We start from the raw sequence: 12,931 nt of genomic DNA on the forward strand, positions 1-12,931 counted from the left end.
GTCCGATGCGCGTCACGCTCGTCCTCGCCGGCGACATCGAGTCCGAGTCCGGCGGGTTCTACTACGACCGGCGGCTCCGCGACCGGCTCCGCGAGCGCGGGCACGCGGTCGAGGTCGTCTCGCTCCCGCGGGGCTCGTACCGGGAGCGACTCGCGCCGAACCTCCGCGCCCGCCGGCTCGCCGACCGGCTCTCGGAGTTCGACGTCGTCGTTGAGGACGGGCTGGCGCACCCCTCCGTGCTGTGCGCCAACCGACGGCTCGACGCGCCGTCGGTCGCGCTCGTCCACATGATCGCGTGGCGTGCGCGGGCGGCTGAAGGGGTGCGATCGAGCGGGACGGGAGCCGGTGAGCGGGTCCGCGCCGGACTCGGTCGGCGCGGGGTCGCGGCGATCGAGCGCCGATTCCTCCGCGGGGTCGACGCCGCGGTGTACAACGCCGAGACGACCCGCCGGGACGCGGCCGGGCTCGGCGGGCCGGCGCGCAGCGTGGTCGCGCCGCCGGCCGGCGACCGCTTCGAACCGGTGGTCTCCGCCTCGGAGATCCGCGAGCGAGCGCGATCCGGCCCGCTGGAGGTGACGTTCCTCGGCAACGTCGTCCCGCGGAAGGGGCTCGATACGCTCGTCGAGGGAGTCGCCAGGCTCGACCGCGCCGCGGTCGACTGGCGGCTGACCGTCGTCGGCGATCGGACGATCGCGCCCGAGCACGTCGAGCGCGTGGAGGGCATGACCGCCGAGGCCGGGATCGGCGACCGGGTCCGGTTCGCCGGCCGACTCGACGACGCGACCGTCGCGGCGCGGCTGCGCGAGAGCCACGTCCTCGCGGTGCCCTCGCAGTACGAGCCGTTCGGAATGGTGTACCTGGAAGCGATGGGGTTCGGCTGCGTTCCGCTGGCGACGACCGCGGGCGGGGCGAGCGAGTTCGTCCGCGACGGCGACTCCGGGGTCCTCGTTCCGCCTGGCGACCCCCGCGCCGTGTCCCGGGCGCTCCGGGACCTCGACGACCGCGACCGGCTGGCGGAGATGGGGATCGCCGCGCGCCGCGACTACGAGGCGCGCCCGGGGTGGCCCGAGACGCTCGACCGCGTCGTCGACTTCCTGGCGGCGACCGGTAGCGAGAGGCCGCGGGGTGACGCCGCGTGACCGACCACGCGACGTACCTCGACGCGAAGCGGGCGCTCGACGACCGCTCTCTGAACCGCGAGGTCCTCGATCGGTTCGCCGCCGAACTCCCGCCGGAGCCGGAGATACTCGAAGTCGGCGCCGGGACGGCGACGATGGTCGAGCGCCTCGTCGACTGGGGCGTGATCGAGGGGGGCCGGTGGGTGGCGGTCGACGCCCACGAGGCCGCGCTCGCCGCGGGCGAGGCCCGGGTCGGGGAGGCGGTGGGCGACGTGGCCGTCGAGTACCGCGTCGCCGACGCCTTCGACGCTGTGAGCAAGGCGGTGGCCGCGGGAGACCGGTTCGACGCCGTCGTCGGCTGCGCGTTCTTCGACGTGGTCGACGCGGCGCCCGCGGTCGCCGCCCTCGCGGACGTGGCCCCCGTCGCGTACGCGCCGATAACCTACGACGGCGAGACGCGCTTCGCGCCAGCGGACCCCGACGACGACGCCGTCCTCGACCGCTACCACCGACACATGCGGGAGTTCAGGGCCGGGGGCCCGGACGGCGCGGCGGCCTTGGCTCGGGAGGCGACCGTGATCGCGGAGGGGCCGTCTCCGTGGCGGATCGAGCCCCCCTACGAGTCCGGCGAGCGGACGGTCCTCGCGCACCTGCTCGATACGGTCGAAGAGGCGGTCGGAGAGACCGGATACGACGCGAGCGACTGGGCGGAGCGGCGGCGAGCGGCGCTCAAGGACGGGCGGCTCCGCTACGAGGCCGCGAACCGGGACCTGCTGGTCCGCCTCGACTGACGCCCTCGATCGACGGAGGAGTCCGGCCCGGTCTATCCTTGTCAGGGGACGAACTATGGGCCGATCGGCTCGGTCGGAATCGGCTCCGGGAGCCCCTCGAGCACGAGCGTCGTGTAGTGGAGGAACACGGCCAGCGCCGCGATCGACAGCAGCAGCAGGAAAAGCAGAATCATGCGCTCGTCGCTGCGGACGACCCCGGCGGTGTCCGCGAGAAACGCCGTCAGCGCGCGACACTCGGGCATTGGACTCAGTTGCGCACGCGCTTAGTTAAAACTGCCCTGCGGACCGTTCGGACGGCGCCGATCGGGCCGACCCGCCGGTCCGGCTCGGTCGCGGTCGCTCAGTCGTCAGACGGTGACGGCGGCGATCGGCCGAGCGGTTCGCCGTCGACCGGCTCGTCCGGGTTCGCGTTCACCGCGGCGTCGCTCAGCCCGAGTTGGGCGTCGACATCGACGTCTTCGCGGACGTGGACGGTGCCGCGGTGAACCGCGATGGCGTCCGCGAGGTGGAGCCGGACAGCGTCGAGCAGGACCTCGGCCTCGAGTGGCTGCCCGCGCCGCTTGATCTCGTCGACCTCGGCCCCCGGCGGCACGTCGAAGGCGCGCTGGGCGATCACCGGGCCCTGATCGAGGTCCGTCGTGACGTAGTGGGCGGTGACGCCAGCGATTCGGACGCCCGCGTCCTTCGCCTGTCGGTACGCCTCGGCACCGGGGAACGCCGGGAGCAGCGAGGGGTGGACGTTGATAATCCGGCCCTCGTACCGGAAGACGACCTCCGGCGAGAGGATGCGCATGTAGCGCGCCAGCGCGATGAGGTCCACGTCGTACTCGGCGAGCAGGTCGAGGAGCCGGCCCTCGTCGGTGTTGCCGTTGCCGTCGCCCACGTCGTAGAACGGCTTGTCGTAGCGCTCCGCGAGCGACCGCAGGTCGCCGCGGTTGCCGATGACCACCGGGATCTCAGCCTCGCCGTCGTCCGCGAGTTCGCCGCGCTCCTCCGCCTCTAACAGAGCCTCGGGGGCGTGCGTCTCCTTCGTGACGAGCAGCGCGACGCGGCGCGCGTCGCGGTCGCTCGGGAACCGGACTTGGATGTCGACGTCGAGCTCGCGGCCGAGCTCGGCGAGCGCGCGCCGGAGCTCGCCGCGCGAGGTCTCCATCTCGGCGGTGTCGACGCGAGTCGTCATCCGGAAGACGCCCTCGCGGACCGCCTGGTCGAGGTCCTCGATGTTGATTCCCCGCTCGAACAGCAGGGAGGTGACCCGCGCGATGAGTCCGGTCTTGTCTCCTCCGACGACCGTGATCTCGGTCAGTTCGCGGGTCATGCGACGATCACCTCCGCGGGTTCGAGCGGCTGCATACACCCTGTGGAGAAGGCGGAGGGGTTTGCCCCTTTCGTTCCGCGCCGTTTCTGCTTCCCGCACGAAAGACCGGCATGTATCCACAAATGTGCGTATAAACGGCGTTCCAAAACGGTTTTTACACACGACTCCGCACCAACGACCATGACAGCATACACGGCGACGGTGACGGTCCGGCTGAAGCGGGGCGTCCTCGACCCGGAGGCCGAGACGACCCAGCAGGCGCTCGAACGGCTCGGGTTCGAGCTGTCGGACCTCCGCTCGGCCGACCGGTTCGAGGTCGACCTTGACGCCGCCGACGCCGACGAGGCCGCCGACCGCGCCGACGAGATGGCCGAGCGGCTGCTCGCGAACCCCACGATCCACGACTACGACGTGGCGGTCGCGGAGCGATGACGGTCGCCGTCGTCGAGACGACGCCGATCGTCACCGGCGCGACCCGCGCCGACCCGACGGTCACGGCCGCCCAGGCGAGGTGGGCGGCGTGACGGTCGCCGTCGTCCAGTTCGGCGGCTCCAACTGTGACCGCGACGCGGTCCGCGCGCTGGACCACCTCGGCGTCGACGCCGAGCGCGTCTGGCACGCGGACGGCCTCCCCGACGACCCCGACGGGATCGTCCTCCCCGGCGGGTTCTCCTACGGCGACTACCTCCGCGCCGGCGCGATGGCGGCGCGCGATCCGATCATGGCGGAGGTCCGCGAGGCGGCCGACGAGGGCGTCCCCGTGATCGGGGTCTGTAACGGCGCGCAGATCGGCTCGGAGTCCGGGTTGACGCCCGGCGCGTTCACCACAAACGCCTCCGCGCGCTTCCAGTGTGAGCCGGTCCACCTGCGCGTCGAGCGCGCTGACACGCCGTGGACCGCCGCCTACGACGAGGGCGACGTGATCGAGGTCCCGATCGCCCACGGCGAGGGGCGCTTCGAGATAAGCGCGGACGCCCACGCCGACCTCGTCGGCGACGACCGCGTCCTCTTCCGGTACTGCGACGCCGACGGGAACGTCACCGACGCCGCGAACCCGAACGGCTCGACCGACAACGTCGCCGGGGTCCTCGGCGAGCGCGAGACCGTCGCCGTGCTGATGCCGCACCCGGAACGCGCCACGCTCCCGGACCTCGGCCGCAGCACGGACGGCGCGGGGATCCTCGAAGCGTTCACCTGACCGCGCCCCGACACTACCGCGCCCGCTTCGCTTCCCGCGCCGGGTCCGGTTCGCCGACCGGCCCCGCCCCGGCTTCGGTCGTCCCGTCGCTCCCCAGTTCGCGCTCCAGCGCCCGCTCGAACTCCGCCTCCGTGAGTTCGCCCTCCGCGTACCGTCGCTGGAGGCGTTCGACCGCAGTTTCGTCCGCTCCGTCCGACTTCGATTCTCCGTCGGCGTCACGAGCCAACGCCCGGACGCCGACGACGCTCGCCCCGAGCAGCGCCGCGACCGCGAGGACGGCGACGAGCGAAACGAGCCCCGTCGCGCCGCCCATACCGCCCATGAGCAGTGTCGCCGCGGGGAGTTCGAGGACTGACATGCGCGATGTTTACATGACTGTGTATAAGTGTGCCGCGGACGTTCGCAGTTCGCAGGACCGCCCCGCCGTCGCCGACCGCCACGTCTCCGGCCGGACGCGGACCGGCAGTACCCGGCCCGACGACTTTTGCGCCCGGACGCCGAACACTCCCCCGTGAAGGCACGCAATATCGACCACGTCAACCTCCGCATCCCGGAAGGCGGTGCCGACGCGGCCCGCGAGTTCTACGGCGAGGCGCTCGGCTTCGGCATCGAGGACGCGCTGTACGCGGCCGGAGAGAAGCCCTTCTTCGACGTGCGGCTCTCCGCGACCGCGGTGATCCACCTGTGGCCGACCGCCGAGTTCGAGCGGCCGGCGAGGACGAACTACGACCACGTCGCGGTCGTCGTCGAGGAGTCGGTCGAGGAGATCGAAGCGGAGCTGGCCGACGCCGGCGTCGAGGTCGAAAAGCGGCTCGACTCCCCGCTCGGCGCGACCGGCGAGGCCGGCGCGGTGTACGTCAGGGACCCGTTCGGCTACCGAGTGGAGCTGAAAGCGCGGGTGTGAGCCGCCGGAGCCCGGCGACGCGTTCGCCGGTGCGGTCATCGCCGCGAGGGGCCGGGCGCCTCGGATCTCGGGGAACTGGTGGCGACGGGCAACGCGGCCGGCGCGGCCGCGGTGTCGACGGTCTGGTCGTTCGACTCCGACGCCGTCGCGGCGGAAGCAGGTCCGTGACCGACGTGTCGGGGAGTTGACGGGGCGGCGCCACGGATCCCATCGGCTCGTCCCGGGCGTCGTCTGAGGAAGAGACTTAGGTGGGTAGGCGGTCTGACCTGCGGTATGGTCTCACGCATCCTCGTCCCGATGGACGACTCCGACCACTCGGTGGAGGCCCTCGCGTACGCGCTCGACAGCTTTCCGGAGGCCGACGTCACCGTGTTACACGTCGTCGGTGTCCCTTCCTCGATGTTCGGCGAAGCGACGGACCTCGCCCTTGCGGACGACATCGACGAGGCCGCCGCCGAACGCGCCGAGCCCGCCTTTGAGCGGGCGCGCGCGGCGGCCGCCGAGCGGGGGCGAGAGATAGACACGGTCGTGGGTATCGGCCACCCGGCCCGGAACATCATCAATCGGGCGGGCGACTACGACACGGTCGTGATCGGCGCTCACGGGGCGGACCGCCGCCGCATGACGCGCCGGTTCCTCGTGGGGAACGTGGCCGAAACGGTTGCCAGGCGGTCGCCGGTTCCGGTCACGATCGTTCGGTGACCAGAGCGGCTCCGTCGAACGTTACCATGGCGACGGCGGTGTCCGCGATCAGCGCGAGCAGATACCCCGTGGTTCGTGGCGACGACGGTACGACGCGCGACCGCACGCGCAGTCCGGGGTCGTCGTACGTGCCGACCCCGAGCGCCGCGAGCCGCCGCGCCTGGTCGACCGCTGTCACCACGAGCACGAACCACAGCGCGGCCGCGAGCCCGAACCGGACGAACGAGGACGGCAGACAGAGGGCCGTGTTGCCGAACGCCTCGAAGACGGGCGGTGTCACGCGATCGACGAGGATGTAGAACAGGAGGTAGCCGAGGCATGCCTCAACCGGCCCGTGCGCAGGGAACTGGCTGTCATCCTCGTCGACGCGACGGGCCGCGCTTGCGACGGACATGCTGATACGCGACCGACGACGAGGGGCGAGTTCAATACGTTACCGTCTGTCGAATAACGGGTGTCGAGCCCCGCTTCCGGAAGCCGACTCCGTGCGGGGGGAACCGCGATCCCCGCCGAGCAACCCTCGCCCCGACGCGGCGGTTTAAGACCCCCGAGCGACAGGGTCGGGTATGAGCGAACAGCAGTCGAGATCGGACGACGGCGAGCGGCGTCGTCGCCGGGAGGACGCGGACCGATTCGCCGGGACGAAAGACGAGGACCTGCCGAGCCGCGAGGTGACAGAGGGGCCGGACAAGGCGCCGCACCGCGCCATGTTCCGCGCGATGGGGTTCGACGACGAGGACCTCTCGTCGCCGATCGTCGGCGTGCCGAACCCGGCCGCCGACATCACGCCGTGTAACGTCCACCTCGACGACGTGGCGGACGCCGCGCTCGACGGCATCGACGCGGCGGGGGGGATGCCGATCGAGTTCGGCACGATCACCATCTCCGACGCCATCTCGATGGGGACGGAGGGGATGAAGGCGAGCCTGATCTCGCGGGAGGTGATCGCCGACTCCGTCGAGCTCGTCTCCTTCGGCGAGCGCATGGACGCCCTCGTGACGGTCGCGGGCTGCGACAAGAACCTCCCCGGCATGATGATGGCCGCGATCCGGACGGACCTCCCCAGCGTCTTCCTCTACGGCGGCTCGATCATGCCCGGGCAACACGACGGCCGCGACGTGACGATCGTCCAGGTGTTCGAGGGCGTCGGCACGTACGCGCAGGGCGACATGGACGCCGACGAACTCGACGAGTTAGAGCGGCACGCCTGCCCCGGCGCGGGCTCCTGTGGCGGGATGTTCACCGCGAACACGATGGCGTCGCTGTCGGAGGCGCTCGGGCTGGCGCCGCTCGGATCGGCCTCGCCGCCGGCGGAGGACGAGGAGCGCTACGCGGTCGCCGAGCGCGCCGGCGAGCTGGCGATGGACTGTATCGAGAACGACCGCCGCCCCTCCGACATCCTCTCGCGCGAGTCGTTCGAGAACGCGATCGCGGCCCAGACCGCGATGGGCGGCTCGACGAACGCGGTCCTCCACCTGCTCGCGCTCGCGGGCGAGGCCGACGTCGACCTCTCTATCGAGGACTTCGACGAGATCTCCCGGCGCACGCCGAAGATCGCGAACCTCCAGCCCGGCGGGAGCCGCGTCATGAACGACCTCCACGAGGTCGGCGGCGTGCCGGTCGTGCTCCGCCGCCTACTTGAGGCCGACCTGCTCCACGGCGACGCGATGACCGTGACGGGCCGGACGCTCGCCGAGGAGATCGCGGCCCTGGAGGAGCGCGGCGAACTCCCGGCCGACGACGATATCGAGGCCGACTTCCTCTACCCCGTCGAGGACCCGAAGGAGGAGGAGGGCGCCATCAAGATCCTCGACGGCAACCTCGCGCCGGACGGCTCGGTGCTGAAGGTGACTGGCGACGACGAGTTCTACCACGAGGGCCCCGCCCGCGTGTTCGAGAACGAGGAGGACGCGATGGAGTACGTCCAGTCGGGGGCGATCGAGTCCGGCGACGTGATCGTCATCCGCAACGAGGGGCCCCGCGGCGGCCCCGGCATGCGCGAGATGCTCGGCGTCACCGCCGCCGTCGTCGGCGCGGGCCACGAGGACGACGTGGCGCTGCTCACCGACGGCCGCTTCTCGGGCGGCACCCGCGGTCCGATGATCGGCCACGTCGCGCCCGAGGCCGCCGTCGGCGGTCCGATCGGGCTCATCGAGGACGGCGACCACGTCACGGTCGACATCCCCGAGCGCGACCTGACCGTGGACCTCTCCGACGAGGAGCTCGACGAGCGCCGCGAGGCGTGGGACGCGCCCGAACCGCCCTACGAGGGCGGCATCCTCGCGAAGTACGGCCGCGACTTCGCCTCGGCCGCGGAGGGCGCGGTGACGAACCCGCGGCTCACGCGGGACTGAACGGGCGGTTCGCGCGCCGTCAGGCGACGCCCGGAACGAGGACGAAGAACCCGTAGGCCAGCAGGGTCGACACGGACGGGCCGATGATCCACATCGAGATGTACTTCAGCACCGCTCGGGGGTTGAACAGGTCGCCGGCCTCCAACACCGCCTCCGGTTCCGCCTCGCCGATCGGCGCCGACCGCTCCTCTTCGTCCTCCGAGACGGTTATCGCGCCGGGGACGATCTCGTTGTCCCCGGTGTTCCGGGTGACCGCCTCCTGAACGGTGACCGGCCGCGTCGCGCGTCCCCACCCGATGCCGACGATCGTCATCACCGTGCCCATGACGAGGCTGATCGGGATCCCGAGGTACGAGAGGACCGTCGTGATCGTCGAGGCCGTCGTCATCACGAAGAGGGCCGCGAGCAGGGGGATGTCGCTCAGTTCGCCGCCGACCGACTCCATCGTGCGGCGGGCGATCGTGAAGCCGCCGAGTCCGATCGCGAGCGTGGCGATCCCGATAGCGGTGTTTTCCGGAAGCCCTCCGACGCCGCTGACCAGCGGCGCGGCGGCGTTCGGTACGTTGCTCGCGCCGGCGCTGAACGACATGTAACAGCCGATGAGGAGGACGACGACCGTGCTGATGAGCTCCGTCACCGTCGTGTTCGGGCCGAGTTCCGGCTTCGGTACCCCGCCCTCCCGGTCGAGTCGCAGCAGCGGGCCGGGGGACTTCTCGATGTGGACCCGCCGGTTCACCGCCGGGTAGACGTACCGACCGATCACGACGCCGACCCAGAACCCGATGATCGGGGTCACGATCCACCACGAGATGATCCGCGAGACCGTCGCGTAGTCGAGCGTGTCGGTCGCCAGTCCGAGGCCGGCGATCGCTCCGACGGTCGTCATCGAGGTCGGCACGGGGACCCCGAAGATGTTCGCGATGAGGATCCCGAGTCCGATGAAGAACAACACGGCGACACCCGCCGAGAGCGAGAGCTCCGTCGTGATGATCCCGCCGCTCAGCGTGTCCATCACGTTTCGCCCCACGGTCCAGCCGCCGAGGAAGACGAACGCCGTCATGAGTCCCGCGGCGGTCGTCTTCTTCAGGATGCCGGCCCCGACGGGAGGTCCCCACGCGATGCCGGTCGAGGAGCCGCCGATGTTGAAGCCGACGAACGCCGACGCGACGACCCCGACCGCCAGGAGCGTTTCCACCATCGAATCGTGGTACCGCCATACGAGGCATATAAGTGTCGTAATCGGTCACGATTCGGGCTCGAAACTGCGGCGTTGCGGCCGCGGTTCCGGTGCGGCCGCCGGTCCGGCGTCAGCGGGACTCGCCGCCGTCGGTCTGCGCGGTCTTGACCGACTCGGCGCGCCAGACGTTGCTCCGACGCCCGGCGCGGGAGAGTTCCATCTTCACGACCGACCCTACCGGCAGGTCGGCGACGCGCTCGCGGGCGTCCTCGTCGGCGTAGTCGACGACGTGGAACGTCTCGTTGCGTGGATGGGCACGTACAGTGGTACAATCGTGATCGTTCTGTGCGGAAATAACGGTGTACGCGTTTGATTGAGACATCTTATCTCGCTATTATTGGACATCCTATTTCAAGTCTCCGTATATTCACTACGGACGTGAGGCAGGTCGTAATACGGATATAAGGTGTTGAAGCGCCAAGTCGGTCGGACGAATTGCCGGGGATAACTGGGCAGACGACACACCGAGACCGGGCGGGAGGCGCTCGTCGAGAGCGCTCGCGAATCAGCATACCTATTTCCGGCCGCGGCGAAGCCCGCTCATGGACCGAGGCGACGGGCCCGAGGGCGAGACGACCGCTGACGGCGAGGCGGGCCGCAGCGATGGGACGACCGGCGAGCGCGCGACGGACGCGAACACCGACGGCGTGGCGCTGTTCGTCGACGGCCCGAACGTGTTGCGCGAGGAGTTCGACGTGGACCTCGACGACGTGCGGCTGGCCGCCGAGGCCGAGGGCCCGCTGGTGACGACCCGGCTCTACCTCGACGAGCACGCGACGCCGGGGCTGATTCAGGCCGCGGAGGCCCGTGGTTTCGAGGTCGTGATCACGAGCGGCGACGTGGACGTGAAGCTCGCGGTCGACGCCGCGCGGTTCGCGGCCGAGAACCGAATGGACACCCTCGCGATCGCCTCGCGCGACACGGACTTCAAGCCGGTCGTCGAGACCGCCAACGGCTACGGGATCCGGACGCTCGCCATCGCGCCCGGGGAGTTCGGGCGCTCGGACGCGCTCCGCAACGCCGCCAACGGCTCCGTGACGCTCGACGGCGACGAGAGCGACGCCGCCGGGAGCGACGACGACGAGACGGACGCCGGATCGCCCTCGACGCGATAGCGGTCGGGCGACGCCGGCGGCCGCGTATAGCTGAACGCCGACCTCGCGGTTCGCTCGGGGCTCCCCGCGGTCGCCCCTCCCTCACCGCTACCTCCCACGCGCTCCTCGCGCCGGCCGCACCGAATTGTATGAAAGACGGCTACCGGCGGTCGCGAGTTTTCATGAGAGAATCGCTCCCGCCGAGACAACTCACCGCCGCCGTCCCCGACCGAGCCGTCCCAAGAGCAGCGCGCCGAGTCCGCCGGCCAGTCCCGCGAGACCGACGAGGACCACTCCGGTCGCGACCCCGCCGTACCGCGCGGCCGCCGCGTCGATCGCCACCCGTGTCCAGCCGAGGTTCGGCACCGCGAACAGCGCCTTGCCGGCGATCCACTCCTCGGGGACGACCGGGGCGATGCCCGCGCTCTGGTCGTACAGCCCGTTCGCGTCCCCGCGCGTGACGTACCCGTCGTACGGCGCCGGACAGGTTGAGAGCTCCCCGCAGTCGCCGGAGAGCAGGTCCGGGTCGGCCCGCTCCGTCCAGTCCTCGCCCGCCTCCACGGGGAACGCCAAGCGGTGGAACACCGGGCGACCCCCGGCGCCCGGAACGGCGTAAACGACCACGTCTCCCGGTCCGCCGAGCCGCGTCGGCGCGTCCGCGTCGGCGGCGCTCGAGAGGTCGCCCCACGGCGTTCGGTCGGCGGCCGTGACGACGACGAGGTCGCCGCGCTCGACGCCGGGAGTCATGCTGCCGCTCTCGACCGCGACGAACGGCGGCCACGTGCCCACGACGGCGCCGAGCAGGACCGCGACGAGGAGGACGGCGACCGCGGGCGCCACCGCGGCGGCGGTGTCGGGACGGGAACTGCTCACGGTCGGGAGACGGCACGGCGACCGCTTGAGGCTGTCGCTCGAGGTGGTGGGGGCCACGCGGCCGGGCCCGCCGCGGACGCGCGGACCGCCGCTGTCACAACACCTTAGGCTCGCCCGGGAGAGGGTGCGCGTATGACCGACCGTCTCCCTCCGCTCCACGACGCCAACGACGCGCGCGGTGCGAAGTTCACCGACTTCGGCGGCTGGCAGATGCCCGTCGAGTTCGACTCGATCCGGACCGAACACGCGGCGGTCCGCGAGTCGGTCGGCGTCTTCGATGTCTCCCACATGGGCGAGATCGAGGTGGCCGGCCCGGACGCGACCGAACTGATGAACCGACTCACGACCAACGACGTGCGCGCGCTCGACCCCGGGGACTCCCAGTACGCCGCGATCACGAACGGGGAGGGCGTGATGCTCGACGACACGGTCGTCTACCGGCTCCCCGACGGGACTCCGGCCGGGGAAGGGGCGGCGTCGCTCGCGGCGTTGGAGAGCGACCACGGCGGCGACCTCGACGCGCCGAGCGGCGACCCGGCGTACCTCTTCGTACCGAACGCGGGCCACGACGGACAGATGGCCGACCGCTGGACCGCGCACCGCGACGAGTGGGGGCTCGACGCGACCGTCGCGAACGCCACGGGGGACTGGGCGATGCTCGCGGTCCAGGGCCCCGACGCGGCCGACGCCCTCGACCAGGCCACGCCCCGCGACCGCGTCGTCGACCTCTCGAAGTTCGAGGCGGCGGTGGCGGCGGTGGCGGGGGTCGAGAGCTGGGTCGCGCGCACCGGTTACACCGGCGAGGACGGCTTCGAGGTGATGTGCCCGGCCGCTGACGCCGGCGCCGTCTGGGAGGCGTTCGTCGACGCGCCCCGCGAGGCGCAGCCGTGCGGCCTCGGCGCGCGCGACACGCTCCGCACCGAGATGGGGTTCCTGCTGTCCGGACAGGACTTCGATCCCGAGGGTGAGCCCCGGACCCCGTACGAGGCGCGGATCGGCTTCGTCGTGAAGCTCGACACGGAGTTCGTCGGCCGCGACGCGCTGGAGGTCCAGAAGGAGCAGGGCGTCGACGAGAAGTTCGTCGGCGTCAGGCTCTCGGAGCGCGGCGTGCCCCGCGGCGGGTACGCCGTCACCGACGGGGACCTCACCAGAGTCGGGAAGCTCACCTCCGGGACGATGAGCCCGACGCTCGACGAGCCGATCGGGCTGGGGTACCTCCACGAGTCGTACGCCGACGCCGGCACCGAGGTGAGCGTCGTCGTGCGCGGCGACGAGAAGCGTGCCGAAGTCGTGGTCCCGCCGTTCCTCGACCGCTGAGGCGAACCGCGGCGGCCTCCCGGGC

16 protein-coding genes are annotated in these 12,931 nt (G+C 71.4%); 9 read left to right on the forward strand and 7 right to left on the reverse strand.

Going from position 1 to position 12,931, the window contains the following annotated elements:
• The first annotated feature begins 5 nt into the window (after positions 1 to 5).
• Together EXE47_RS14260 and EXE47_RS14265 are read left to right on the forward strand one after the other, a co-directional pair.
• Positions 6 to 1,139, forward strand: a complete 1,134-nt coding sequence (locus tag EXE47_RS14260; protein ID WP_089307646.1) for a glycosyltransferase family 4 protein — start codon at positions 6 to 8, stop codon at positions 1,137 to 1,139.
• Complete coding sequence (locus tag EXE47_RS14265) at positions 1,136 to 1,909, forward strand: class I SAM-dependent methyltransferase (protein WP_089307645.1); 774 nt, start codon at positions 1,136 to 1,138, stop codon at positions 1,907 to 1,909. The genes EXE47_RS14260 and EXE47_RS14265 overlap by 4 nt, the downstream gene beginning before the upstream one ends.
• A 53-nt stretch (positions 1,910 to 1,962) precedes the next feature.
• Here the strand turns inward: EXE47_RS14265 and EXE47_RS14270 are convergent, their stop codons facing one another.
• Both EXE47_RS14270 and EXE47_RS14275 read right to left on the reverse strand, forming a co-directional pair.
• On the reverse strand, positions 1,963 to 2,151 hold the full coding sequence (locus EXE47_RS14270; protein ID WP_049929553.1) for a hypothetical protein: 189 nt from the start codon (positions 2,149 to 2,151) through the stop codon (positions 1,963 to 1,965).
• Positions 2,152 to 2,249: 98 nt separating this feature from the next.
• Positions 2,250 to 3,227 carry a formyltransferase family protein gene (locus tag EXE47_RS14275; RefSeq protein WP_049929552.1) on the reverse strand — a complete coding sequence of 326 codons (978 nt, stop codon included), beginning with the start codon at positions 3,225 to 3,227 and terminating at the stop codon, positions 2,250 to 2,252.
• A gap of 180 nt (positions 3,228 to 3,407) precedes the next feature.
• Between EXE47_RS14275 and purS the strand changes: the two genes are divergently transcribed.
• Positions 3,408 to 3,659 (forward strand): phosphoribosylformylglycinamidine synthase subunit PurS, encoded by a 252-nt coding sequence (gene purS / locus EXE47_RS14280; RefSeq protein ID WP_004595793.1) that lies wholly within the window; start codon positions 3,408 to 3,410, stop codon positions 3,657 to 3,659.
• Between the two features lie 88 nt (positions 3,660 to 3,747).
• The gene (purQ, locus tag EXE47_RS14285) at positions 3,748 to 4,425 is read left to right on the forward strand and encodes a phosphoribosylformylglycinamidine synthase I (RefSeq protein WP_089307644.1); all 678 of its coding nucleotides are present in this window, start codon (positions 3,748 to 3,750) and stop codon (positions 4,423 to 4,425) included.
• Between the two features lie 13 nt (positions 4,426 to 4,438).
• Here the strand turns inward: purQ and EXE47_RS14290 are convergent, their stop codons facing one another.
• Positions 4,439 to 4,783, reverse strand: coding sequence for an SHOCT domain-containing protein (locus tag EXE47_RS14290; protein WP_137708471.1), 345 nt, complete (start codon positions 4,781 to 4,783; stop codon positions 4,439 to 4,441).
• Positions 4,784 to 4,936: 153 nt separating this feature from the next.
• Here EXE47_RS14290 and EXE47_RS14295 point away from each other — a divergent pair, with 153 nt between their 5' ends.
• Complete coding sequence (locus tag EXE47_RS14295) at positions 4,937 to 5,329, forward strand: VOC family protein (protein WP_089307642.1); 393 nt, start codon at positions 4,937 to 4,939, stop codon at positions 5,327 to 5,329.
• Positions 5,330 to 5,602: 273 nt separating this feature from the next.
• Positions 5,603 to 6,031 carry a universal stress protein gene (locus EXE47_RS14305; RefSeq protein ID WP_049929548.1) on the forward strand — a complete coding sequence of 143 codons (429 nt, stop codon included), beginning with the start codon at positions 5,603 to 5,605 and terminating at the stop codon, positions 6,029 to 6,031.
• Here the strand turns inward: EXE47_RS14305 and EXE47_RS14310 are convergent.
• Positions 6,015 to 6,425, reverse strand: a complete 411-nt coding sequence (locus EXE47_RS14310; RefSeq protein ID WP_089307641.1) for a hypothetical protein — start codon at positions 6,423 to 6,425, stop codon at positions 6,015 to 6,017. The genes EXE47_RS14305 and EXE47_RS14310 overlap by 17 nt on opposite strands.
• A 172-nt stretch (positions 6,426 to 6,597) precedes the next feature.
• Between EXE47_RS14310 and ilvD the strand changes: the two genes are divergently transcribed.
• A complete protein-coding gene (ilvD, locus tag EXE47_RS14315; RefSeq protein ID WP_086216832.1) occupies positions 6,598 to 8,385 on the forward strand; it encodes a dihydroxy-acid dehydratase in 1,788 nt (595 codons plus the stop codon).
• A gap of 19 nt (positions 8,386 to 8,404) precedes the next feature.
• Here the strand turns inward: ilvD and EXE47_RS14320 are convergent, their stop codons facing one another.
• Both EXE47_RS14320 and EXE47_RS14325 read right to left on the reverse strand, forming a co-directional pair.
• A complete protein-coding gene (locus tag EXE47_RS14320; RefSeq protein ID WP_049929545.1) occupies positions 8,405 to 9,583 on the reverse strand; it encodes an inorganic phosphate transporter in 1,179 nt (392 codons plus the stop codon).
• A 109-nt stretch (positions 9,584 to 9,692) separates the two neighbouring features.
• A complete protein-coding gene (locus EXE47_RS14325; RefSeq protein WP_049929544.1) occupies positions 9,693 to 9,944 on the reverse strand; it encodes a hypothetical protein in 252 nt (83 codons plus the stop codon).
• Between the two features lie 220 nt (positions 9,945 to 10,164).
• On the opposite strand from EXE47_RS14325, the gene EXE47_RS14330 reads away from it, so the two are divergent.
• Entirely contained in the window at positions 10,165 to 10,737 is a 573-nt protein-coding gene (locus EXE47_RS14330; protein ID WP_049929543.1) for an NYN domain-containing protein, read from the forward strand.
• A gap of 189 nt (positions 10,738 to 10,926) precedes the next feature.
• Here the strand turns inward: EXE47_RS14330 and EXE47_RS14335 are convergent, their stop codons facing one another.
• On the reverse strand, positions 10,927 to 11,589 hold the full coding sequence (locus EXE47_RS14335; RefSeq protein ID WP_049929542.1) for a S26 family signal peptidase: 663 nt from the start codon (positions 11,587 to 11,589) through the stop codon (positions 10,927 to 10,929).
• Between the two features lie 132 nt (positions 11,590 to 11,721).
• On the opposite strand from EXE47_RS14335, the gene gcvT reads away from it, so the two are divergent.
• On the forward strand, positions 11,722 to 12,906 hold the full coding sequence (gene gcvT / locus EXE47_RS14340; protein WP_137708472.1) for a glycine cleavage system aminomethyltransferase GcvT: 1,185 nt from the start codon (positions 11,722 to 11,724) through the stop codon (positions 12,904 to 12,906).
• Positions 12,907 to 12,931 lie beyond the last annotated feature (25 nt).

The organism is Halorubrum sp. GN12_10-3_MGM, from assembly GCF_005435235.1.
GTDB lineage: Archaea > Halobacteriota > Halobacteria > Halobacteriales > Haloferacaceae > Halorubrum > Halorubrum ezzemoulense.

What these genes read in the sequence shown, in the direction of transcription:
- EXE47_RS14270 (WP_049929553.1), bottom strand. Translation starts at nt 2,151, where the DNA reads ATGCCCGAGTGTCGCGCGCTGACGGCGTTTCTCGCGGACACCGCCGGG.
- EXE47_RS14330 (WP_049929543.1), top strand. Translation starts at nt 10,165, where the DNA reads ATGGACCGAGGCGACGGGCCCGAGGGCGAGACGACCGCTGACGGCGAG.
- EXE47_RS14275 (WP_049929552.1), bottom strand. Translation starts at nt 3,227, where the DNA reads ATGACCCGCGAACTGACCGAGATCACGGTCGTCGGAGGAGACAAGACC.
- EXE47_RS14325 (WP_049929544.1), bottom strand. Translation starts at nt 9,944, where the DNA reads ATGTCTCAATCAAACGCGTACACCGTTATTTCCGCACAGAACGATCAC.
- EXE47_RS14290 (WP_137708471.1), bottom strand. Translation starts at nt 4,783, where the DNA reads ATGTCAGTCCTCGAACTCCCCGCGGCGACACTGCTCATGGGCGGTATG.
- EXE47_RS14305 (WP_049929548.1), top strand. Translation starts at nt 5,603, where the DNA reads ATGGTCTCACGCATCCTCGTCCCGATGGACGACTCCGACCACTCGGTG.
- ilvD (WP_086216832.1), top strand. Translation starts at nt 6,598, where the DNA reads ATGAGCGAACAGCAGTCGAGATCGGACGACGGCGAGCGGCGTCGTCGC.
- EXE47_RS14260 (WP_089307646.1), top strand. Translation starts at nt 6, where the DNA reads ATGCGCGTCACGCTCGTCCTCGCCGGCGACATCGAGTCCGAGTCCGGC.
- EXE47_RS14310 (WP_089307641.1), bottom strand. Translation starts at nt 6,425, where the DNA reads ATGTCCGTCGCAAGCGCGGCCCGTCGCGTCGACGAGGATGACAGCCAG.
- gcvT (WP_137708472.1), top strand. Translation starts at nt 11,722, where the DNA reads ATGACCGACCGTCTCCCTCCGCTCCACGACGCCAACGACGCGCGCGGT.
- EXE47_RS14320 (WP_049929545.1), bottom strand. Translation starts at nt 9,583, where the DNA reads ATGGTGGAAACGCTCCTGGCGGTCGGGGTCGTCGCGTCGGCGTTCGTC.
- purS (WP_004595793.1), top strand. Translation starts at nt 3,408, where the DNA reads ATGACAGCATACACGGCGACGGTGACGGTCCGGCTGAAGCGGGGCGTC.